Origin of the sequence: Pectobacterium nicotianae, from assembly GCF_023272715.1 — a bacterium.
Taxonomy (GTDB): Bacteria; Pseudomonadota; Gammaproteobacteria; order Enterobacterales; family Enterobacteriaceae; genus Pectobacterium; species Pectobacterium brasiliense.
Genome location: NZ_CP096821.1, coordinates 1,392,932 through 1,417,094, shown reverse-complemented (window position 1 = coordinate 1,417,094; position 24,163 = coordinate 1,392,932). Strand labels below are relative to the sequence as shown.

General features: G+C 55.6%; 17 protein-coding genes. 15 read left to right on the top strand and 2 right to left on the bottom strand.

Going from position 1 to position 24,163, the window contains the following annotated elements:
- Positions 1-5: 5 nt before the first annotated feature.
- The 3 genes from MYB54_RS06300 (at position 6) to MYB54_RS06290 (ending at position 3,827) form a co-directional block, all read left to right on the top strand.
- Entirely contained in the window at positions 6-1,220 is a 1,215-nt protein-coding gene (locus tag MYB54_RS06300) for a glycoside hydrolase family 53 protein (RefSeq protein WP_371928275.1), read from the top strand.
- A 47-nt stretch (positions 1,221-1,267) separates the two neighbouring features.
- Positions 1,268-3,328: a beta-galactosidase gene (locus MYB54_RS06295; protein WP_248721685.1), complete on the top strand. Its 2,061-nt coding sequence runs from the start codon at positions 1,268-1,270 to the stop codon at positions 3,326-3,328.
- 151 nt (positions 3,329-3,479) lie between these two features.
- On the top strand, positions 3,480-3,827 hold the full coding sequence (locus tag MYB54_RS06290; protein ID WP_014916161.1) for a glucose PTS transporter subunit EIIB: 348 nt from the start codon (positions 3,480-3,482) through the stop codon (positions 3,825-3,827).
- A gap of 328 nt (positions 3,828-4,155) precedes the next feature.
- On the opposite strand, the gene MYB54_RS06285 is transcribed toward MYB54_RS06290, so the two are convergent.
- Complete coding sequence (locus MYB54_RS06285; protein WP_205556137.1) at positions 4,156-5,121, bottom strand: aldo/keto reductase; 966 nt, start codon at positions 5,119-5,121, stop codon at positions 4,156-4,158.
- 387 nt (positions 5,122-5,508) lie between these two features.
- Here MYB54_RS06285 and MYB54_RS06280 point away from each other — a divergent pair, with 387 nt between their 5' ends.
- The 12 genes from MYB54_RS06280 to yegS all read left to right on the top strand — a co-directional run bounded on the left by MYB54_RS06280 (position 5,509) and on the right by yegS (position 23,645).
- Entirely contained in the window at positions 5,509-6,699 is a 1,191-nt protein-coding gene (locus MYB54_RS06280; protein WP_104212513.1) for a NupC/NupG family nucleoside CNT transporter, read from the top strand.
- Positions 6,700-6,943: 244 nt separating this feature from the next.
- Positions 6,944-8,179, top strand: coding sequence for an MdtA/MuxA family multidrug efflux RND transporter periplasmic adaptor subunit (locus tag MYB54_RS06275; RefSeq protein ID WP_248721684.1), 1,236 nt, complete (start codon positions 6,944-6,946; stop codon positions 8,177-8,179).
- Positions 8,179-11,301 carry an MdtB/MuxB family multidrug efflux RND transporter permease subunit gene (locus tag MYB54_RS06270; protein WP_248721683.1) on the top strand — a complete coding sequence of 1,041 codons (3,123 nt, stop codon included), beginning with the start codon at positions 8,179-8,181 and terminating at the stop codon, positions 11,299-11,301. The genes MYB54_RS06275 and MYB54_RS06270 overlap by 1 nt, the downstream gene beginning before the upstream one ends.
- A complete protein-coding gene (gene mdtC, locus MYB54_RS06265) occupies positions 11,298-14,378 on the top strand; it encodes a multidrug efflux RND transporter permease subunit MdtC (RefSeq protein ID WP_248721682.1) in 3,081 nt (1,026 codons plus the stop codon). The genes MYB54_RS06270 and mdtC overlap by 4 nt, the downstream gene beginning before the upstream one ends.
- 403 nt (positions 14,379-14,781) lie before the next feature.
- The gene (locus MYB54_RS06260) at positions 14,782-16,182 is read left to right on the top strand and encodes an MFS transporter (protein ID WP_119870714.1); all 1,401 of its coding nucleotides are present in this window, start codon (positions 14,782-14,784) and stop codon (positions 16,180-16,182) included.
- A gap of 7 nt (positions 16,183-16,189) precedes the next feature.
- Positions 16,190-17,557 (top strand): envelope stress sensor histidine kinase BaeS, encoded by a 1,368-nt coding sequence (gene baeS, locus MYB54_RS06255; RefSeq protein ID WP_248721681.1) that lies wholly within the window; start codon positions 16,190-16,192, stop codon positions 17,555-17,557.
- Between the two features lie 25 nt (positions 17,558-17,582).
- Positions 17,583-18,311, top strand: coding sequence for an envelope stress response regulator BaeR (gene baeR, locus MYB54_RS06250; protein WP_014916169.1), 729 nt, complete (start codon positions 17,583-17,585; stop codon positions 18,309-18,311).
- 21 nt (positions 18,312-18,332) lie between these two features.
- Positions 18,333-18,986, top strand: a complete 654-nt coding sequence (locus MYB54_RS06245) for a Vat family streptogramin A O-acetyltransferase (protein WP_248721680.1) — start codon at positions 18,333-18,335, stop codon at positions 18,984-18,986.
- 54 nt (positions 18,987-19,040) lie between these two features.
- Entirely contained in the window at positions 19,041-19,592 is a 552-nt protein-coding gene (locus tag MYB54_RS06240; RefSeq protein ID WP_039316437.1) for a GNAT family N-acetyltransferase, read from the top strand.
- A gap of 168 nt (positions 19,593-19,760) precedes the next feature.
- Positions 19,761-20,720, top strand: coding sequence for a glutathione S-transferase family protein (locus MYB54_RS06235; protein WP_248721679.1), 960 nt, complete (start codon positions 19,761-19,763; stop codon positions 20,718-20,720).
- Positions 20,721-20,932: 212 nt separating this feature from the next.
- Positions 20,933-22,294 (top strand): prephenate-dependent tRNA uridine(34) hydroxylase TrhP, encoded by a 1,362-nt coding sequence (gene trhP, locus MYB54_RS06230; protein WP_248721678.1) that lies wholly within the window; start codon positions 20,933-20,935, stop codon positions 22,292-22,294.
- Positions 22,295-22,745: 451 nt separating this feature from the next.
- Positions 22,746-23,645 carry a lipid kinase YegS gene (gene yegS / locus MYB54_RS06225; RefSeq protein WP_039520519.1) on the top strand — a complete coding sequence of 300 codons (900 nt, stop codon included), beginning with the start codon at positions 22,746-22,748 and terminating at the stop codon, positions 23,643-23,645.
- Between the two features lie 28 nt (positions 23,646-23,673).
- Here yegS and psiE read toward each other — a convergent pair whose 3' ends face one another.
- Positions 23,674-24,081, bottom strand: coding sequence for a phosphate-starvation-inducible protein PsiE (gene psiE, locus MYB54_RS06220; RefSeq protein WP_010279946.1), 408 nt, complete (start codon positions 24,079-24,081; stop codon positions 23,674-23,676).
- Positions 24,082-24,163: the final 82 nt, after the last annotated feature.

Genomic DNA, 24,163 nt, shown 5'->3' with positions numbered 1-24,163 from the left:
GTAAAATGAAAATGAAAAAACGCGTACTGATGGCCGCCATGCTCGCAACTGGCCTGCTGACCGTCTCCCTGCCGCAAACCCTGTATGCCGCAGAAAATGTGACGATCAAAAAATTGACGAACGTCCCTGCCGACTTCATTAAAGGCGCGGACATTTCCATGCTGAACGAGGTGGAAAAGCACGGCGGAAAATTTTATGACGAGAACGGCAAGCAGAAAGACGCCATGCTGATCCTGAAAGAAAACGGCATTAACTATATTCGTCTGCGCATCTGGAACGATCCGAAAGATGCGGCGGGCAATGGTTACGGCGGCGGTAACAACGATCTGGCGACCACGCTGGCGCTGGCTAAACGCGCCAAAGCGAACGGCATGAAAGTGCTGCTGGATTTCCACTACAGCGATTTCTGGACCGACCCGGCCCACCAAAACAAGCCCAAAGCCTGGTCTGGCCTCAACGTAGCGCAGCTCACGACTGCCGTACATGACTACACCAAGGCCACGATTAGCGAATTCCAGAAAGCGGGCGTCATGCCGGATATGGTGCAGATCGGTAACGAACTGAACGGCGGAATGCTGTGGCCGGAAGGAAAAAGCTGGGGTCAGGGCGGCGGCGAATTCGATCGCCTCGCGGCGCTGCTGAAAGCCGGTATTCAGGGCGTGAAGGACGTACAGGGCGCGAGTAACGTCAAGATCATGCTACATCTGGCAGAAGGCACCAAAAACGACACCTTTATCTGGTGGTTCGATGAAATCGTCAAACGCAATGTCCCGTTTGATGTGATTGGTGCCTCGTTCTACACCTACTGGAACGGCCCTATCAGCGCGTTGCAGTACAATATGAACGACGTCACCAAACGCTACAATAAAGACATCATTGTGGTTGAAGCCGCCTATGCCTACACGCTCGAAAACTGCGATAACGCGGAAAACAGCTTCCAGCAGAAAGAGCTGGATGCGGGCGGCTACCCGGCTTCCGTTCAGGGTCAGGCCAATTACCTGCACGATTTGATGCAAAGCGTCATCAACGTCCCCAATCAGCGTGGCAAAGGCGTCTTCTATTGGGAGCCAATCTGGCTGCCCACTCCCGGCGCAACCTGGGCTACGAAAGCGGGCATGAAATACAACAACGACGAATGGAAGGAAGGCAACGCGCGGGAAAATCAGGCGCTGTTCGATTGCAAAGGCAACGTACTGCCTTCCATCAAAGCGTTTAAGTAAGCCGCAAACCGTATTCAACGCGTTGACAACCCGTTTAGGAGAGAACGATGTTCAAATTCCCCCCATTAAGCAGCAAGGTGCCTGTTCTGCTGCACGGCGCAGACTATAACCCTGACCAATGGCTGGACGATCCAGAGGTGCTGGAAAAAGACATTGAGATGATGAAGCAGACCCAGTGCAACGTCATGTCCGTGGGCATTTTTAGCTGGTCCGGGCTTGAACCGGAAGAAGGTCGCTACGAATTTGGCTGGCTGGACGGCATCCTCGACACGCTGTATGCCAACGGTATCTTCGTTTTTCTGGCAACACCGAGCGGCGCACGCCCGGCCTGGTTATCGCAGAAATACCCAGACGTGTTGCGCGTGGGCAGCAACCGCGTGCGGGCGCTGCACGGCGGTCGCCATAACCACTGCCTGAGCTCGCCGAATTATCGCGAAAAAGTAAAACAAATGAATACCCAGTTGGCAAAACGCTACTCGCACCATCCTGCGGTGATCGGCTGGCATATTTCCAACGAATACGGTGGAGAGTGCCATTGCGATACCTGCCGCAGCACCTTCCAGAACTGGCTGAAAGCCCGCTACGGCACGATAGACGCGCTGAATAAAGCGTGGTGGAGCACTTTCTGGAGCCACACCTACACCGACTGGTCGCAGTTAGAGCCCCCGTCACCCATCGGTGAAATGTCGATTCACGGCCTGAATCTGGACTGGAAACGCTTTAACACCTCACAGGTTAGCGATTTCTGTGCCGCCGAAATTGCGCCTCTCAAAGCTGAAAACCCGTCTCTGCCAACCACGACGAACTTCATGGAATACTTCTATGATTATGACTACTGGCAGTTAGCGAAGGTCATCGACTTCATCTCCTGGGACAGCTACCCGCTGTGGCATAACGCGGAAGATGACTGCACGCTGGGTGCCTACACCGCGATGTATCATGACCTGATGCGCACGCTAAAAGGTGGGAAGCCTTTCTACCTGATGGAGTCAACGCCGAGCCTGACCAACTGGCAGCCGATCAGCAAACTGAAAAAGCCGGGAATGCATATCCTGTCTTCACTTCAGGCTGTCGCACACGGGTCAGACTCAGTGCAGTATTTCCAGTGGCGTAAGAGCCGCGGCTCCGTTGAGAAATTCCACGGTGCCGTCGTCGATCATGTCGGACATATCGACACCCGCGTCGGGCGTGAAGTGCAGGAATTGGGCGACATACTCAACAAACTCGCACCGGTGGCAGGCAGTCGGGTTGACGCCAACGTCGCCATCATTTTCGACTGGGAAAGCCGTTGGGCGATGGACAACGCTCAAGGGCCACGTAATGCGGGGCTGTTCTACGAAAAAACCGTCACTGAGCATTACCGTACGTTCTGGGAACAGGGCGTGGCGGTAGATATCATCAACGCCGATGTCGACCTCAGCGGCTATCAGCTCGTCATCGCCCCGATGCTCTACATGGTGCGTAATGGCTTTGCCGAACGCGTCGATGCCTTCGTCAAACAGGGCGGCCGCTTCGTCACCACCTACTGGTCTGGCGTCGTCAACGAAACCGATCTCTGCCACCAAAACGGCTTCCCCGGTCCGCTGCGTCCGATCATGGGAATCTGGGCGGAAGAAATCGACGGGCTGTACGATCATGAAAGCAACAGCATCAGCGGTCTGGACGGTAACGAGCAACGTCTGGTCGGCCCGTATCAGGTCACCCACCTGTGCGAGCTGATTCATCTCGAAGGCGCGCGGGCGCTGGCAACCTATGACAGCGATTTCTACGCTGGACGTCCGGCCGTTACGGTCAATGATTACGGCAAGGGTCAAGCCTATTACATCGCGTCGCGCAACGATCTCGCCTTCCAGCGTGATTTCTTCACCACGCTGATACAGACGCTGGATCTACCGCGTGCGCTGCCGACCGAACTGCCTTACGGCATTGTGGCTCATCGCCGTGATGACGGGGAAAGTGAGTTTATCTTCGTACAGAATTACACGGCAACGCCGCAGCAGATCACGCTGCCTGCCGTTTACGAAGAAATGACTACGGGCAGCACGCTTTCAGGGGCGCTCGACCTGTCAGGCTACGGCTGCCGGATCCTACGTCGCGCATTGCAGTAAGGCTCAGGCTTATTGATTAAGCCTTACGATACCGGGCGAACACGGTGCAGAGGTTCCTACGAAACATCATCACCGTGTGTCGCCTAACAGTAATGTTACGTGAACGGCATTATCATACGCACGCTGATAAACAAACGAAGAGGTGACTACGATGGGCAAGATTCACAATTTTCGGAAATTGTTCGCATCAATGTTGGGTAAGCAAATTACCGAGATTGAAATCGCTTCACCGCTAGACAAAGAAAACTTGCAGCAGTTGGTAACCGCCTTTGGTGGCAAAGAAAATATCGTCAGTCTGGATGCCTGCATCACCCGCCTGCGGGTCGAGGTTCACAGCCTGCGGTTGGTTAACAGCGACAGCCTGCAAAAACTGGGGGCTATCGGCGTGATTATTGTCGGCCATCAGGTACAGGCCATCTTCGGCACCCAGTCGGATAACCTGCGCCGCGAACTAGCCGCCTGGTTTGAGGATGATGGCGCAGACAAAGAAGTACGCTAACAGTTTTACGACTCCCAATGCGTTTTGCCGTTACCCGGCGTAAAAAATTATGCTGAGGAGATAGCAGGCTTAGGATGAGCCGCATGGACGCGGCGAGAGCTTGCGCCACGTCGGGAGCGTGTCGCAAGCGGTCCTCTAAGCCTGATACCGACGAAGGCACCGCTTTAGCGGCATAATTCCCGCCAAAAAGCCGGGGTTCATAGGGGGCTGGCGTAGCCCCCTATGTCGGGCGCGTGCTACGACGTAGCATGAAAATGGCGGCATTATGGCGCACGAAACCATCTTCACGTCCGCATAAATATAAAAGTGTGCCGAAGCTAGCCGCGTCCTAATAACGACTCGCACGATCCAGCAACTCAATATCTTCGGCCGGCAGTACCAGCCGCGTCGCGCCTGCGAGTTCAGCAACCTGCTCCAGCGATGTTGCACTGGCGATCGGGGCGGTGATACTCGGACGGGCGATCAACCAGGCCAGCGCAACCTGCGACGGCGTCGTCTGATGCGCATTCGCCACGCTATCCAATGCTTCCAAAATGGTGCGGCCGCGCTCATTCAGGTATTTCTCCACCACGCCCTGTCCGCGGGCACTTTTCGACGCGTCTTTTGGCTGGCGATACTTGCCCGACAGAAACCCGCTAGCCAGCGAATAGTAGCTAATGACCCCAATCCCCTGCTCACGCACCAGCGGTTCCAGCGCAGCTTCATAGCCCTGTCGATCATACAAATTGTATTCCGGTTGCAGCGTTTCATACCGCGCCAGATGGTTAGCTTTACTGACTTTCAGCGCCTCAGCCAGACGCGCTGCGCTGTAGTTAGACGCCCCAATCGCGCGGACTTTCCCCTCTTTAATCAGCGCATCAAACGTAGCCAGCGTTTCTTCCAGCGGCGTGTCTTTATCGTCTGCATGAGCCTGATAAAGATCGATATAGTCAGTTTGCAAACGCTGTAATGAAGCCTCGACCGCCTGACGAATATAGCGAGGAGACAGCCCTTTCTTGCCATCGCCCAAATCCATCCCCACTTTGGTCGCGAGAATTACCTTGTCGCGCTGACCGTTTTTTTTCAGCCAATTGCCGATGATGGTTTCAGATTCACCGCCCTGATTACCGGGTGCCCAACGCGAATAAACATCAGCGGTATCAATGAAATTCAACCCGTGCGCCAGCAGCGCATCCAGCAGGCTGAACGATGTCGACTGATCGACCGTCCAGCCAAAGACATTACCGCCGAACGAGAACGGCGGCACCACGATTCCTGAACGTCCAAGCTCACGTGTGGTATTTGATACTGACATCATCACTCTCCTTTTGAATCATGCAGAAAACATCATAAAAAACCTCGCCAACCTGCAACGCAAAACACGGCAGTTCGTTTTCTATACCCTAAATAATTCAAGTTTCAGGAAGGCGGCAAGAGAAGGAATCCCGATGAGCTTACTCAGGTAAGTGATTCGGGTGACTGAACGCTGCCAACGCCCATGCAACTTGAAGTATGACGGGTATGTGTGGAATAAGAATAATGAATGAACAGAAAGACGCAAATAACGAGACGTAGCATTTAGTTTAGATAAAATCCCAAGGTATAATTGTTTTTTTGCGTCCTTCCTCTCATTTTTAATGCACGCGTTACATAAAATGACGTGGAAAATTAGGCCTGCCTCATATTTGGAGCACACATGTCCCTGTCCCATATCGCGCAATTTATTCTGGCGCTGGTTGTTGTTGCGGCGCTGGCGCTACTCGTCTGCCGCGATCGTAAAAGTATTCGTATTCGTTTTATTATTCAGTTACTCGTCATCGAAATTCTGCTCGCGTATTTCTTCTTGTACTCGGACATTGGATTAGGCGCAGTCAAAGGGGTCGCCGCGCTGTTCGACAAACTACTCGGATTTGCAGGTCAAGGGACGGACTTCGTATTCGGTGACATGGTTAACAGCGAGAAAAACCTGATTTCCTTCTTCTTTAAAGTGCTCTGCCCTATCGTCTTCATTTCCGCGCTGATCGGTATCCTGCAACACATTAAAGTGCTGCCGATCATCATCCGCGCGATTGGTACGGTCCTGTCCAAAGTGAACGGCATGGGTAAACTGGAATCCTTTAACGCAGTCAGTTCCCTGATTCTCGGCCAGTCCGAAAACTTCATTGCCTACAAAGACATTCTGGGTAAGATGTCCGAAAAACGCATGTACACCATGTCCGCGACCGCTATGTCGACCGTTTCGATGTCTATCGTCGGTGCGTACATGTCGATGCTGGATGCCAAATTCGTGGTTGCCGCGCTGATTCTGAACATGTTCAGCACCTTCATCGTGCTGTCGCTGATTAACCCTTACAAAGTCGGTGAAGAGCCGGAATTGCAGTTGGGTGCGCTGCATGAAAATCAGAGCTTCTTTGAAATGCTGGGTGAATACATTCTGGCAGGCTTCAAAGTGGCCGTTATCGTTGCAGCGATGCTGATCGGCTTCATTGCACTGATTGCCGCGGTCAACGCCGTTTTCAGCGCCATTTTTGGCATCAGCTTCCAGGAAGTCCTCGGCTACGCGTTCTATCCGTTCGCCTGGATCATGGGTATTCCGTCTCACGAAGCCCTGCAGGTTGGTAGCATCATGGCAACCAAACTGGTTTCTAACGAATTTGTGGCGATGCTGGAACTGCAAAAAGTGGCTGGCGAACTGTCTCCACGTAGCGTGGGCATCCTGTCTGTGTTCCTGGTGTCCTTCGCCAACTTCTCGTCTATCGGTATTATTGCCGGCGCGATTAAAGGCCTGAACGAACAACAGGGCAACGTGGTTTCCCGTTTCGGCCTGAAGCTGGTTTACGGTTCTACGCTGGTGAGCATCCTTTCCGCTGCTATCGCGGGTCTGGTGCTGTAATCCTTCATCGCGTTATAAAATTTTCATTGCTATCCGGCGGCCTTGTGCTGCCGGATTTTTTTCCTACAAACCCTGACATATCTTCCATAATTCCTTCATTTTTGTCCGGCATCCCTTGTTTAAACTAGTAAAATAAGGCCATTGGTCTACTAACGTGCTGGGTATGACAGCCAACGCACATGCAGCGTGAAGTATGCGGCTACGCCGTGCTTCCCGCGCAACCTGGAGAGAGTAATCCATCACTATGAATGCCAAACGTATCCGAGGCCTGCTGGTACTTGCCGCCGTTATCGCTATTGCCGTGCTGATCTGGCGCCATTTTACCCAGACGTCGCCTGCCACTTCTGGTGCAGGTGAGCAGCACGCCGCCCGTACGTCACATTCGGCAAGCAGCAACAGTGGCGGTGGACGCCGTGCCGCTATGCGCACGCTGGCCCCCGTGCAGGCAGCGCTGACGCAGTCCGCTTCCGTGCCCTATTATCTGTCCGGTTTAGGCACCGTGACGGCGGCCAATACCGTGACGCTACGCAGTCGGGTGAACGGTCAGTTGATGGCGTTGCACTTTCAGGAAGGGCAACAGGTTAAGGCTGGTGACCTGCTGGCAGAAATCGACCCTCGTCCTTTTCAGGTTGAGCTGACGCAGGCACAGGGACAGTTGGCAAAAGATCAGGCCGCACTGGCTAATGCCCGACAAGATTTAGCGCGCTATCAGCAGTTGGTGAAAACCAACCTGATCTCCCGTCAGGAGTTAGATTCGCAGACCGCCGCTGTACGTCAGGCGGAAGGGACGCTAAAAGCCGATGAAGGTGCCGTAGCCAGCGCACAGCTCCAGTTGGATTACAGCAAAATTACCGCCCCGATCGGCGGTCGAATCGGTTTAAAGCAGGTCGATGTGGGGAATTACATCACCAGCGGCGACACCAATGGTATTGTCGTGATTACACAGACCTACCCTATCGATGTTGTCTTTACCGTGCCAGAAGCGGAAATCTCCACGATTCTGAGTGCGCAGAAGTCCGGTCAGCCGCCCGTGGTGGAAGCCTGGGATCGCGCCAACCAAACGAAACTCTCACAGGGCATCCTGCTGAGCATGGACAACCAGATCGACGCCACCACGGGCACAATCAAGCTCAAGGCGCGTTTTGACAATCTGGATGATGCCCTGTTCCCGAACCAGTTCGTGAATATCCGCATGAAGGTCGACACGCTGAAAAACGCCGTCGTCGCGCCGTCCGCCGCCGTACAAATGGGCAATGAAGGCCGCTTCGTCTGGATTCTGAATGATAAAAATGAAGTGAGTAAGCGTCAGGTTACCACCAGCATTCAGTACGGCCAGCTGGTTGTGGTAACTGCGGGACTGGACGCCGATGTGAAGGTCGTAACTGACGGTATTGACCGCCTGACCGAAGGCGCGAAAGTGGAAGTCGTGCCCTCAGCGCTGACGGAGAAAACGCCCGCCATCGCAGGGGAGAAATCCTGATGCAGGATACCGTTCCAGCCAGCGGCGGTGGGCCGTCACGCCTGTTTATTCTGCGTCCGGTTGCCACGACGCTGCTGATGATCGCTATTTTGCTGGCCGGTATTATCGGCTATCGCGCGCTGCCAGTTTCCGCCCTGCCCGAAGTCGATTACCCAACGATACAGGTTATTACCCTCTATCCTGGTGCCAGCCCCGATGTGGTGACCTCGGCGATTACCGCGCCGCTGGAGCGACAGTTCGGCCAGATGTCCGGGCTGAAACAGATGTCGACGCAGAGCGCAGGCGGCGCATCCGTCATCACGCTGCAATTCCAGCTTGAGCTATCGCTGGACGTCGCCGAACAGGACGTGCAGGCCGCCATCAATGCGGCCAGCAACCTGCTGCCTAACGATCTGCCCTACCCGCCAACCTACAGCAAAGTGAATCCGGCGGATCCGCCGATTATGACGCTGGCCGTCACCTCCAGCGCCATGTCGATGACACAAGTGCAGGACATGGTAGACAACCGCATCGCGCAGAAAATCTCGCAGGTGGCAGGCGTCGGGCTGGTGTCGTTAGCCGGTGGGCAACGTCCGGCGGTACGGGTAAGGCTGAACGCGCCAGCGCTGGCAGCGTACGGCTTGACCAGCGAGACGATCCGCACTGCGATTACCGCTGCCAACGTGAATTCCGCCAAGGGGAGTCTGGACGGCCCAACGCGCTCGGTCACGCTCTCCGCCAACGATCAGATGAAAACCGTTGATGATTACCGCAAGCTGATTGTTGCATGGAAGAATGGCGCGCCGGTGCGGCTTCAGGATGTCGCAACGATTGAGCAGGCCGCCGAGAACATTCATCTCGGTGCCTGGGCGAATCGGCAGCAGGCGATCATTATCAACGTTCAGCGCCAGCCGGGTGCCAACGTCATCACAACCACGGACAGCATTAGTAAGATGCTGCCCGCGTTGAAAGCCAGCCTGCCTAACTCCGTCGAGGTCACCACGCTGACCGACCGCACCACCAGCATTCGCGCCTCGGTGAAAGACGTCCAGTTCGAGCTGCTGTTAGCTATCGCGCTGGTCGTGATGGTGATTTACCTGTTCTTGCGTAACGCCGTTGCCACGCTGATCCCCAGCATCGCCGTGCCGCTGTCGCTGATTGGCACCTTTGCCGCGATGTATTTTCTCGGCTTCTCCATCAACAACCTGACGCTCATGGCGCTGACCATCGCCACTGGTTTCGTGGTGGATGATGCCATCGTGGTGATTGAAAACATCGCCCGCTATATCGAAAAAGGGGAAAAGCCGCTTAACGCGGCGCTGAAAGGCGCGGGGGAAATCGGCTTCACCATTATCTCCCTGACCTTCTCGCTCATCGCCGTGCTGATCCCGCTGCTGTTTATGGGCGATATCGTTGGACGCCTGTTCCGCGAATTTGCCGTCACGCTGGCGGTGTCTATCCTGATTTCCGCCGTCGTGTCGCTCACGCTAACGCCGATGATGTGCGCTCGAATGCTGAGTCATCAGTCGCTGCGTAAACAGAACCGTTTTACCCGCGCCAGCGAACGTTTCTTCACTCGCCTGATTGATGCCTACGGTGTCTGGCTGCGCAAGGTACTGAATCACCCGTGGCTGACGCTTAGCGTCGCGCTCGGTACGCTGCTGCTGACAGTTTTGCTCTATATCTGGATCCCGAAAGGTTTCTTCCCGATACAGGATAACGGCATCATTCAGGGCACCGTGCAGGCACCGCAGACGGTCTCGTTCAGCAATATGGCCGACCGCCAGCAGCGCGTTGCATCCATCATCATGAAAGATCCGGCGGTGGAGAGCGTGTCCTCGTTCATCGGCGTTGACGGCACCAATGCCGCGCTAAACAGCGGCCGACTGCAAATCAACCTGAAACCGCTCAGTGAGCGCAGCGAACGTATTCCAGAGATCATCAGCCGCCTGCAACAGCAAACGGCACAAATTCCCGGCATCCAGCTGTATCTCCAACCGGTGCAGGATCTCACCATCGACACCCAGATTAGCCGCACGCAGTACCAGTTTACCTTGCAGGCGATGTCGCTGGACGAGCTGAGCCAGTGGGTACCGAAGCTGATGACCGAGCTGAAAAAGCTGCCGCAGCTAGAAGATGTCAGCAGCGACTGGCAAGACGGTGCAGCGGTCGCCTACGTTAACGTGAACCGCGACAGCGCCAGCCGTCTGGGCATCACGATGTCGCAGGTTGACAGCGCACTGTACAACGCCTTTGGTCAGCGACTGGTTTCCACCATCTATACGCAGGCCAGCCAGTATCGCGTGGTGCTGGAGCACGATACGACGAATAACACTGGTCTGGACGCGCTGAACGACGTACGCCTCATCAGCAGCGACGGCGGGACCATTCCACTCAGCAGCATTGCCACCGTTGAAGAGCGTCAGGGGCCGCTGGCGATCAACCATATCGACCAGTTCCCATCGACAACGATCTCCTTCAACGTCGCTAAAGGCTATGCGCTGGGCGAAGCGGTGGATGCCATCACGCAGGCCGAGCAGCAGATGAACCTGCCGGCGGATATCACCACTCGCTTTCAGGGCAGTACGCTGGCGTTCCAGTCGGCGCTGAGCAGCACCGTCTGGCTGATCGTGGCGGCGATTGTCGCGATGTACATTGTGCTCGGCGTGTTGTACGAAAGCTTTATTCATCCGATCACCATCTTGTCTACGCTGCCAACGGCGGGCGTCGGCGCGCTGCTGGCGCTAATGATGGCGGGGAATGAGCTGGATGTGATCGCCATTATCGGGATCATATTGCTCATCGGGATCGTGAAGAAAAACGCCATCATGATGATCGACTTCGCGCTGGCGGCAGAGCGAGAACAGGGCATGAAACCGTATGACGCGATTTATCAGGCCTGTCTGTTGCGTTTCCGGCCGATTCTGATGACTACCATGGCGGCGCTGCTCAGTGCGCTGCCGCTGATGCTGAGTACCGGCGTCGGCGCGGAACTGCGCCAGCCGCTGGGGATCTGTATGGTCGGCGGCCTGATCATGAGCCAAATCCTGACGCTGTTTACTACACCGGTGATCTACCTGCTGTTTGATCGTCTGGCGACACGTTTCCGCCGTGCGCCGCGTCAGGAGGAAGAAACCGAGTGAAGTTCTTCGCCCTGTTCATCCACCGCCCCGTCGCCACCCTGCTGCTGACGCTGGCCATCGCACTCTGTGGCGTATTGGGTTTCCGCCTGCTGCCGGTGTCACCGCTGCCACAGGTGGATTTCCCGGTGATCTCGGTCAGCGCCTCGCTGCCCGGTGCCTCGCCGGAAACCATGGCGTCTGCCGTCGCCACCCCGTTGGAACGCGCACTCGGCAGGATCGCAGGCGTTAACGAAATGACGTCGACCAGCTCGCTCGGCAGCACGCGCGTCATTCTGGTGTTTAACCTCGATCGCGATATCAACGGCGCAGCGCGTGATGTGCAGGCGGCCATTAACGCCGCACAGAATCTGCTGCCATCCGGTATGTCCAGCCGTCCGACCTACCGTAAAGTCAATCCGTCCGACGCCCCCGTCATGATTCTGACGCTGACCTCGGATACCTACAGTCAGGGGCAGCTGTACGACTTTGCGTCTACCCAGCTGTCGCAGAAAATCTCGCAGATGGAAGGCGTCGGCGATGTCTCTATCGGCGGGAGTTCCCTCCCCGCCGTGCGCGTCGCACTGAATCCGGTGGCGCTGTTTAATCAGGGCATTTCGCTTGATGAGGTACGACAGGCCATCGCGCAGGCAAACGTGCGTCAGCCGCTGGGGAATGTGGAAAACAGCCAGAAAAGCTGGCAGATACAAACCAACGATGAGCTCAAAACCGCCGATGCCTATGCGCCGCTGATTATCCACTATAACAACGGCGCTGCCGTCCGCCTGAGCGACGTCGCCACAGTAGAGGATTCGGTGCAGAACGCCCGTAACGCGGGGATGGCAAACTCGAAGCCTGCGATTCTGGTGATGATTCGCCGCGCACCGGATGCCAATATTATTACCACGGTAGACAATATCCGCGCCGAGATGCCGGAACTGCGTGCCAGCCTGCCCGCAGAAATACAGCTGGATGTCGCGCAGGATCGTTCGCCCACCATTCGTGCGTCGCTAGCAGAAGTTGAGCAATCGCTGATTATCGCCGTCGCGCTGGTTATTTTGGTCGTCTTCCTGTTTCTGCGTTCCGGTCGCGCAACCGCTATTCCGGCATTAGCCGTCCCTGTGTCGCTGATCGGCACCTTTGCGGCGATGTACCTGTGCGGTTTCAGCCTGAATAACCTGTCGCTGATGGCGCTCACCATCGCCACCGGCTTCGTGGTGGATGACGCCATCGTGGTGCTGGAGAATATTTCCCGCCACATCGAAGCGGGCATGAAACCGCTACAGGCGTCGCTTCAGGGCGTGCGTGAAGTGGGGTTCACCGTCTTATCCATGAGTCTGTCGCTGGTGGCGGTGTTCATCCCACTCCTGCTGATGGACGGCTTGCCCGGGCGGCTATTCCGTGAATTTGCCGTCACGCTGTCGGTGGCGATCATGATTTCGCTGCTGATCTCACTCACGCTCACGCCGATGCTGTGCGCACGACTGCTGCGTGCCGTGCCCAAACGCAGCCAGCCGCGCAAGCGCGGTTTTAACCGTGTCCTGCTGGCGATGCAACAAGGCTACGGGCGCTCGCTGAAATGGGTGCTCAACCATGCACGTTGGGTGTTACTGCTCCTGCTGGGCACCATCGCGCTCAACGTCTGGCTGTATATCAGCATTCCGAAAACCTTCTTCCCGGAGCAGGATACGGGCCGGCTGATGGGCTTCATTCAAGCCGACCAGAGCATTTCTTTTCAGGCCATGACGGTGAAACTCCAGAACTTCATGACCATTGTCAGCAGCGACCCGGCGGTGGATAACGTGAACGGGTTTACTGGCGGATCGCGCACCAACAGCGGGTCGATGTTCATCTCGCTTAAGCCGCTGTCCGAGCGCGATGTGTCGGCACAACAGGTGATCAGCCGCCTGCGCGTCAAGCTGGCAAAAGAGCCTGGAGCCAACCTGTTTTTAATGCCAGTGCAGGATATTCGCATCGGCGGGCGGGAAGCGAACGCCGGGTATCAGTACACGCTGCTGTCTGACGATTTGAGCGAGCTGCGCATCTGGGAACCCAAGATTCGTGCGGCTTTCAGTAAACTGCCTGAGTTGGCCGACGTGAACTCCGATCAGCAGGATAAAGGGGCGGAAATGGCGCTCACCTACGATCGCGATGCGATGGCGCAACTGGGCATCAGCGTCTCTGCCGCTAACGCGTTGCTCAATAACGCCTTCGGACAGCGTCAGATTTCGACCATTTACCAGCCGCTAAACCAATATAAGGTGGTGATGGAAGTGGACGACGCCTACACGCAGGACGTCAGTTCACTGGATAAAATGTTCGTGATCAATAACGAAGGTAAGCCTATTCCGCTCTCTTACTTCGCCAGTTGGAAGCCGATCAACGCCCCGCTGTCGGTGAATCATCAGGGGCTGTCCGCCGCCTCGACGATCTCTTTTAACCTGCCGGAAGGCACCGATCTCTCCAGCGCGACGGCGGCAATAGAAAGAACCATGACGTCGCTGGGCGTGCCGTCAGCGGTACGCGGCCAGTTCTCCGGTACGGCGCAGGCTTTCCAGCAGTCACAGTCTTCCCAACTGTTGCTGATTCTGGCGGCGATTATCACCGTGTATATCGTGCTCGGCGTGCTGTATGAGAGCTACGTGCATCCGCTGACGATTCTCTCCACCCTCCCTTCCGCGGGCGTGGGCGCACTGCTGGCGCTGGAGTGGTTCGGTGCGCCGTTTAGTCTGGTGGCGCTGATTGGCATCATGCTGTTGATTGGGATCGTGAAGAAAAACGCGATCATGATGGTGGATTTCGCGCTGGTGGCACAGCGCAGCGGTGGGTTGAGCGCGCAAGACGCCATTTTTCAGGCCTGCCTGCTGCGTTTCCGCCCGATAATGATGACCACGTTAGCCGCGCTGTTTGGCGCACTACCGCTGGTGCTGACCAGCGGCGACGGTGCGGAGCTACGGCAGCCGCTCGGCATCACGATTGTCGGCGGGCTGGTGATGAGCCAAATCCTCACGCTGTATACCACCCCGGTGGTGTATCTGTTTTTCGACAAGCTGAGGAATATTCGGCGCAAAGCCCCGGAGAGGGATGTGTCACTGTCGTGACGGAACATGAGTACCAGTAAAATGCTAATTTAGGAGAAGTTTCGTGCGCTTAACGTTCGCTGTTTTTCTGGTAGCGCCCCGAACGCGCCCGACCAAGGGCGGCTCAATTGCCGTCGCCCTTGGAACCCTGGCTTTTTTGGCGGGAAATTATGCCGCTGTGCGGTGCCTTCGGGAAAAGCATCCTCTTTGCGGACCGCCGCTGACGCGTTCCCGACGCGGCATCGCCTTGCGCGGCATCCATGCCGCTTATCATCCGAGAGTCTGCCTTTCCCTCAGCATAATTTACGCCAAGGAAAATACTCAGCGCACGAAACCTCGCCAAAAGAACAAGTTACACAATCGGGTGTCGGCATATGTATTCACCAGCTGTCCATTTATCACTTAATCAGGGGGAATCTGAAACATGATGAATTCCGCCTCTGTCCGCTGGCAGCTCTGGATTGTTGCCTTTGGCTTTTTTATGCAGACGCTGGATACCACCATCGTGAATACCGCGCTGCCGTCAATGGCCGCGAGTCTGAATGAAAGCCCGCTGCATATGCATTCGGTGATTGTTTCCTATGTGCTGACCGTCGCGGTGATGCTGCCCGCCAGCGGATGGCTGGCAGATCGTATCGGTGTGAAGAACATCTTTTTCACCGCGATTCTGCTGTTTACGCTCGGATCGCTGCTGTGCGCCCGTTCAGAGACGCTGAATGAGCTGCTGGCCTCGCGCGTTATTCAAGGGATCGGCGGTGCGATGATGGTGCCGGTCGGCCGGCTGACGGTGATGAAAATCGTCCCGCGCGATCAGTATATGGCAGCGATGACCTTCGTGACGCTACCCGGCCAGATTGGCCCACTAATGGGACCGGCACTCGGCGGTTTTCTGGTGGAATACGCCAGTTGGCACTGGATCTTCCTCATCAACCTGCCCGTTGGCATTATCGGCGCGCTGGCCACCTGGTTCCTGATGCCCAATTACACCATGCGGACGCAGCGCTTTGACATCAGCGGCTTCCTCTGGCTTGCCGTCGGTATGGCCACGCTGACATTGGCGCTGGACGGCAACCGCAGCCTGGGCATTCCGCCGCTTGCCATTTTTGCATTAATCGCCGTTGGTCTGATCGCGCTATTAAGCTATTGGCTGCACGCCCGTCACAACAAGCGGGCGCTGTTTAATCTGCATCTGTTCGACACGCCGACCTTCTCTATCGGCCTGAGCGGTGGGCTATTGGCGCGCATCGGCAGCGGTATGTTACCGTTTATGACGCCGCTGTTTTTACAGTTGGGAATGGGCTTTTCTCCATTCCACGCCGGGCTGATGATGGTGCCAATGGTGCTAGGCAGCATGGGTATGAAGCGGATCGTGGTGCAGGTCGTTAACCGACTCGGCTACCGCCGCGTGCTGATTATCTCCACGCTGCTGCTGGCGCTGGTCACGGCGCTGTTCGCTCTGGTCGCGCTGATGAAATGGATCTGGATGATCCCGATTGTGCTGTTCTTCCTCGGCACGGTGAACGCCGTTCGCTTCTCCACCATGAACACGCTAACCCTGAAGGATCTGCCGGATACGCTCGCCAGCGGCGGGAATAGCCTGCTGTCGATGACTATGCAGCTGTCCACCAGCCTCGGCGTCAGCATCGCAGGCATTCTGCTGGGCATGTTTTCCCAGCCGCACATGGCGGCGGGAAGTGGAGAAACGCACATGGTGTTTATTTATACCTATCTCAGCATGATCGTCATCATCGCCCTGCCCGTGTTGATTTTTAACCGCGTCCCGGCGGACAGCGTCAAGCAGTCAACGCTGCCGCGTAAATCGTGAGGTCGTCATGAAATTCGGAATCACCGCCAAACTGTTCCTCGCGATTTTCGCCACCTGCATGCTGGTGCTGATTACTATGCACTGGGGCGTGCGCGCCAGCTTCGAGCGCGGCTTTATCGACTATATTAAACGCGGCAACGAGCAGCGGGTCATGCAGCTACGCGATGCGCTGGCGGAGCAATATCAGCTGCACGGTGACTGGTCATTCCTGCGCAACAATGAGCGTCTGGTGTTCAAGATGCTGCACTCGCTGGACCAGAACAACGACACCGACAACAGTATGCAGGGGCTGCGGGTGCGCCTGTGGGTGCTGGATACCGGCAAACGTAAGCTGTTCGGCTCTCCGGCACCGATCCCCAATGAAGGCACCTGGCAGCCGATTCAGGTACAAAACCAGACGGTCGGCTGGATTGTGGCTTCGCCCGTCGAGCGCCTGACCCGCAACGCCGACATCAGCTTCGACAGGCAGCAGCAGCGCACCAGTTGGCTGATTGTCGCGCTCTCGACGCTGCTCGCCGCCATCGCCACCTGGCTGACCGCGCGTGGCCTTCTGGCACCCGTCAAGCGGCTGGTTAACGGTATGCACAGTTTGGCCTCGGGCGATTTCAGCACCCGTGTAACCGCCAGCTCGCACGATGAACTGGGCAGACTGGGACAGGATTTCAATCAGCTTGCCAACACGCTGGAAAAAAACGAACAGTCCCGCCGCGCGTTTATGGCCGATGTCTCCCACGAATTGCGCACGCCGCTGGCGGTGCTGCGTGGCGAACTGGAAGCCTTGCAGGATGGCGTGCGCAAGCCCGATTCGCATTCTCTGCATTCGCTCCAGTCTGAGGTCACAACGCTCACCAAACTGGTGGACGACCTGCATCAACTCACCCTGTCCGATCGTGGGGCGCTGGCCTACCGCAAGGCGTCTGTAGACGTGGTGCAAATTCTGCATATTGCTATCGCCGCGTTTCATGAACGCTTCCAGAAAAAGCAGATTACGCTCACTACCGATTTACCCGCGCAGGCGGGCGTCTTTGGCGATCCAGACCGGCTAAGTCAGCTGTTTAACAATTTTCTGGAAAACAGCCTGCGCTACACTGATGAGCAGGGTCAGTTGACCATTACGGTTATTCAGCAGCATAAACGCTGGGCGATTATCTGGCAGGACAGCGCCCCCGGCGTGACCGACGAGCAGCTCACGATGATTTTCGAACGTTTTTACCGTGCGGAAAGTTCGCGTAACCGCGCCAGCGGCGGCTCCGGGCTGGGGCTGGCAATCTGCAATAATATCGTTGAGGCACATAGCGGACGGCTGTATGCTGAACATTCGCCATTAGGGGGCGTGATGATTACCATCGAGCTTCCCTTGCACGAACCTGATTAAGATTCACATCTAAATAAGCAGAGCTATGACAACCGTACCCGATTTCGCTATGGCGTCACCGATTCTCATCGTCGAAGACGAGCCCAAATTGGGGCAACTGCTGGTGGATTACCTTCAGGCAGCGGACTATGCCACGCACTGGCTGCCCAACGGCAATGATGTCGTCGAGTGGGTGCGGCAGCATTCCCCTTCCCTCATTTTGCTGGATTTAATGCTGCCGGGCTGCGACGGCCTGACGCTCTGCCGCACCATCCGCCAATTTTCCAACGTGCCAATTATCATGGTCACCGCCCGCAGCGAAGAGATCGATCGCCTGCTGGGGCTGGAAATTGGGGCCGATGACTATATTTGTAAGCCCTTCAGCCCGCGCGAAGTGGTCGTGCGCGTCAGGACGCTGTTGCGCCGCTGCGGCTGGCAGAATGACGGCGTGAAATCCGCAGAGAAAACCGAAACGGCCCTGTTGATTGATAAAAGCGGTTTTCAGGCCAGCTATCTGGGGCAGAACCTTGACCTGACGCCAGCGGAGTTTCGCCTGCTCAAGACGCTTTCCGCCGAGCCGGGTAAGGTGTTTTCCCGCGAGGCGCTGCTGGATAAACTTTACGACGATTACCGCGTCGTGACCGACCGCACCATCGATAGTCACATCAAAAATCTGCGTCGCAAGCTGGAACAGCTGGACGAAGAGACCTCATTTATCCGCACGGTATACGGCATCGGCTATCGCTGGGAAGCCGCGCCCTGTAATGAGGTGTAACACCCAGCGCCTTATGATGTTATGGAGACCATTTTGAACGGACCAGACCCTGATAACCGCTACCCCATGGCCGGTTTCCCCCAAGTGTGTTTCATCAAGAATATTGTCACCAACCCGAATATTGAAATTGGCGACTACTCCTATTATGACGATCCCGATGGCGCGGAAAATTTCGAGCAAAATGTGCTCTATCACTATCCGTTTCTCGGCGATAAATTAATCATCGGTAAGTTTTGCGCTATCGCACGTGGCGCAAAATTTATCATGAACGGGGCCAACCATCGGCTTTCCGGCTTGTCGACTTACCCGTTTCAGATTTTTGGCAACGGCTGGGAAAAAGTGACGCCCAAGCCCGGCGATCTGCCTTACAAAGGTGACACGCACATCGGCAATGATGTCTGGATTGGCTATGACGCGCTGATCATGCCCGGCATCCGCATTGGAAATGGCGCCATCATTGCGTCACGCGCCGTGGTCACCACCGATGTGCCCGCTTATACGATCGTTGGCGGCAATCCGGCCAAAATCCTTAAAGCCCGTTTTGCGCCGGACGTCATCGAGGCACTGGAAACGCTGAGCTGGTGGGACTGGCCGATAGAAAAAATCACCCGTCATCTGGAAATCATCGCAGCGGGCGATATTGCGGCACTGCAAGCTGGCCATCTGTCCGAATAACCGTCGTCCATTCCATACGAATTCATTCCACACGAAAAAGAGGCTTTCACGATAATGACTGCGCTATTTTCCGAAACCACCAAAATCGAGACTCCTCGCCTGCTGCTGCGCCCGCTTTATCGTGATGATGCGCCAGCGCTGTTCGCCTTTATGTCCGATCCGGTTGTGATGCGCTTTTGGAACCATCCGCCCTGGCAGCGCATCGAGCAGGCGCACGACGCGATTGACGAATACTGGAGCGCGCTGTGCGCCGGGCAACACATGAAGCTGGGTCTGGAAGTTAAAGAAAGCGGCGAACTGATCGGCACCTGCGTGCTGTTCAACCTTGAGATTGAGTCTAAACGCGCCGAAATCGGCTACTGTCTGGCGGCGAGCGCGCAAGGCAAAGGCTATATGGCGGAAGCGCTCTCTGCGCTGCGGGATTTTGCCTTTGAAACGGCGGGACTTAGCCGACTGGAAGCCGAAATCGATCCCCGCAATGTGGCGTCAGCCCGCGCGCTGGAACGACTGGGATTCACGCAGGAAGGGCTATTGAAACAGCGTTGGATCGTCGACGGCGAGGTGTCCGACTCTGCGCTATACGGCCTGCTGGCGGCTAAACGTTAGCCCCCCTTCCCAGTCTGGTCAAAAATACTGTCTGACTTAATGAAAATTTTGTCATTTTCTCTTTTCCCAAGGCTGTTACTCTTTTAAGCCTACAATAATAACGGGTATCACCCCGCACGGCGTGCGGGACTTGGGTCACCTGCAACAGAACAGATGAGGGGAAAAACGATGTCAGGCTTAGTGAATGGCAAATGGGTTAACGGCGATGTCGCGGCGGAAGAGATCAAAAACGGGGCGTTCCACCGTGAAGAAACCAAATTTCGGCAAACCGAGCTGGTACCAGAAGCCGGTCGTTACCAGCTTTTTGTCTCCTATCTCTGCCCGTGGGCGTCGCGCACGCTGATTTTCCGCAAACTGAAAGGGCTGGAGAACATCATTTCGCTCTCCGTTGCCAACCCGCGCATCGCGGATAACGGCTGGGAATTTGCTACCCCGCAGGATGCCGGCGAGCACGTGGGTGAGATTAACTACCTGCACCAGCTCTACACCGCCAGCGTGCCCGACTATACCGGAAAGGTGTCGGTACCTGTGCTGTGGGATCGGGTGGAAGGCCGCATCGTGAACAACGAATCGGCGGACATCATCCGCATGCTGAACAGCGAATTTAACGATCTGACCAGCAACCACCTCGATTTCTACCCGTCGGAACTGCGCGCTGAGATCGACAGCTGGAACGAAACCGTGTACCACAACGTCAACAACGGCGTGTATAAGACCGGGTTCGCCAAAACGCAGGAACACTATAACGATGCCGTCACCACGCTCTTCGCCACGTTGGGCGAACTGGACGAGCATCTTGACAGCCACCGTTATATGCTCGGCGACACGCTGACCGAGGCCGACTGGCGTCTGTTTGTCACGCTGGTGCGTTTTGACGTGGCCTACCACGGCGCGTTCAAATGTAACCTGAAGCGCATTGCCGACTACCCGAACCTGTCGAACTACCTGCGCGAACTGTACCAGTGGCCGGGCGTTGCGGAGACGGTCAATATCGACCACATCAAAGCAGGCTATTACGGTATTGCCTGGCTGAACCCGACGCAGATTGTGCCGGTTGGCCCACAGGTCGATTTATATCAGCTCCACAACCGCGAAACGTTCGGAAAATCCCGTATCGCGACGCGTTAATCCTGCTTTATCCGGCCTGCTCTATTAATGGCAGGCCATTCTTTATTTAGGTCAAAAAATTGATTTAAGTCAAACAATTGATTTACGTCAAACAATAGGCCTACGTTTCGTGTGTCGTCTACTGCAATTTCCCCCTATTAGCGCTAGAATCCTCCGCCTTTACTGTTCCCGCCGTGGAGCAGCCTGACTTGTGATCAGAATCGAGAGATACCATGTTTAAACCGGAACTGCTTTCTCCGGCCGGTACGCTGAAAAATATGCGCTACGCCTTTGCCTATGGCGCGGACGCGATTTATGCCGGTCAACCTCGCTACAGCCTGCGCGTGCGCAATAACGAATTCAACCATCAGACGCTGGCGCAAGCCATTAACGAAGCGCATGAACTGGGCAAGAAATTCTACGTCGTCGTTAACATCGCACCGCACAATGCCAAACTGAAAACCTTCCTGCGTGACCTGCAACCCGTGATCGAAATGGGGCCAGATGCGCTGATCATGTCCGATCCGGGCCTGATTATGCTGGTGCGGGAAAACTTCCCACAGATGGATATTCACCTTTCCGTTCAGGCCAACGCGGTCAACTGGGCGACGGTGAAATTCTGGCAGCAAATGGGGCTGACGCGTGTGATTCTGTCCCGCGAACTGTCGCTGGAAGAGATTGCAGAAATCCGCCAGAACGTCCCGGATATGGAACTGGAGATCTTCGTTCACGGCGCGCTGTGCATGGCGTATTCCGGTCGCTGCCTGCTGTCCGGTTACATCAACAAACGCGATCCGAATCAGGGCACCTGCACCAACGCCTGCCGCTGGGAATATAAGGTTCAGGAAGGCAAAGAGGACGAGGTCGGGAATATCGTCCATCAGCACGAACCTATCGCGGTGAAAAACGTTGAACCCGCACTGGGCATCGGCGAACCGACCGACAAAGTCTTTATGCTGGAAGAAAACATGCGTCCCGGCGAGTACATGAGCGCATTTGAAGATGAGCACGGCACCTACATCATGAACTCCCGCGATCTGCGTGCCATTCAGCACGTTGAACGCCTGACGCAAATGCAGGTTCATTCGCTGAAAATCGAAGGCCGCACCAAGTCATTCTATTATTGCGCCCGTACCGCACAGGTTTATCGTCGCGCCATTGACGACGCCGTCGCAGGGAAACCGTTCGATTCGACGCTGCTGGAAACGCTGGAAGGTCTGGCACACCGTGGCTATACCGAAGGCTTCCTGCGTCGCCACGTGCATGAAGATTACCAGAACTACGACTACGGCTATTCCATTTCCGATCGTCAGCAGTTTGTCGGTGAATTCACCGGCGTACGCCGCGATGGGCTGGCAGAAGTCAATGTGAAGAACAAATTTTCCTGCGGCGACAGCGTGGAGATGATGACGCCGAACGGCAATATTCAATTCACCATCGACACTATGCAGAATGCCAAAGGGCAGCCGACCGATGTCGCACCGGGTAACGGCCATATCGTCTATCTGCCCGTGCCGGATGATGTCTCGCTGGATTATGCGCTACTGCTGCGCAATCTGCCGGGCACCACCACACGCAATCCTAACGTGGAATAAACCGGTAATATAGCCGGATGTCCCAACCATCCGGCTATCCTCTTCGTAAGCCCTTCTTTCCTTATGATATGCCCCCCTATTATCACTTTTCCCTGCCGCGAATAACGGCGTCAGTTGCCCGAAGGTATCGTTACAAAGCTCAGGGTTTTTTACGAATATTAGAAACAGATCACATCAATTAGCCGGTCTTGTGGTTAGTATTGCGTCGCTGAGAAAACATAGAACGAAAAATAAGCGTAGTGATACTACTAGGAACCACCTCCTTGGCCAGCTCAATCTCCCTTGAGCTGGCTTTTCTTTTTCTTCCGCCCACGCATTTTCCCAACGCACATGCAACTTGAAGTATGACGGGTATATTCACCGACTCTTCTGATATCTGCCTACCAATTTAGTGTCTATGATTAACTGCAACGTTTCTGTATTAACAACATCGCAGCCAGAGAAATAAGACATGGAAAAAAATCCAATCACACTGCTGATTTTGAATGGAAAAAGTGCGGGTAATGAAGAACTTCGCGAAGCCATTGATGAGCGACGCAAGGACGGCTATACGCTGCATGTCCGCGTAACCTGGGAATACGGCGATGCCAAACGCTATGTAGAAGAGGCGATTCAGCTCAACGCGGATAACGTGATCGCCGCCGGTGGTGACGGTACCGTCAATGAAGTCGCCGCCGCATTAGCGGTGCAGCCGGAAGCGGTGCGTCCGTGTCTGGGAATTGTGCCGCTGGGCACCGCCAACGATTTTGCCACCAGCTGTCAGATTCCGATGGAGATGCACAACGCGCTAACGCTGGCGATCAAAGGCCGCGCTACCGCCATTGATGTCGCCAAAGTGAACGACGAACACTATTTCATCAATATGGCGACGGGCGGTTTCGCCACGCGCATTACTACCGAGACACCAGCCAAAATGAAGGCCGCGTTGGGGAGTGCGTCTTACGTGCTACATGCGCTCTTTCGCATGGACATGCTGCAAGCCGAACGCTGTGAGATTCGCGGGCCAGATTTTCACTGGTCAGGCGATACGCTGGTTATCGCGGTGGGGAATGGCCGTCAGGCTGGCGGCGGACAGCAGCTTTGCCCAGAGGCGCTGATCAACGATGGGCTACTGGAACTAAGCGTGCTGTCGGCAACCGAGCTGCTGCCGAATATGCTGCAGGCCTGGTTCACCGGCAGTGAAAACCAGAACATGATTTCCGCTACCCTGCCGTGGCTGGAGATCACCGCCCCGGACGATATGACGTTTAATCTGGACGGCGAGCCGCTCAGCGCCAAACGCTTCCATATCGAGGTGCTTCCCGCAGCGATTCACTGTCGGCTGCCACCGCAATGCTCGCTGCTGGAATAGCGGCGCGTTTCGACTATTCCTGTTTCTACTATTCCCGCTTCAGGCGATTACTGTTTGCCAGGTACAGCGTCACCACCAGCAGCAGGATCGCCGCGGAATAGACCAGCGTATCCGACGGGCTTTTGTGATCGACAATAATCAGGCGAATGATGGCCGTGATGCCGATGTAGATAAAGTAGCGCAGCGGGAAGTGATAGCCGGACTGGAAATACTTCACGATCAGCGCAATAAACTCAAAATACAGGAAATAGATCACAATGCCTTCTATCAGCTGATAGGAGGAATCTTTCTCGTTGGAGATCAACAGCACTTTCGCCAGATGGAACGTTTCCTTGACTAAAAAAATCACCAAAATGATCGCCAGCACCAGCAGGCCGATATTGAGTATCGTCTGAAGCGCCTTGGCAGCCATCGCACTGCGAGCAGAACCTGCCATATGTTATCCCCACACCCTATTTCACATTAACGCCAAGATTTCACAGCAAAGTAACCGGACGACCGTGCACTGTCTACGCCGA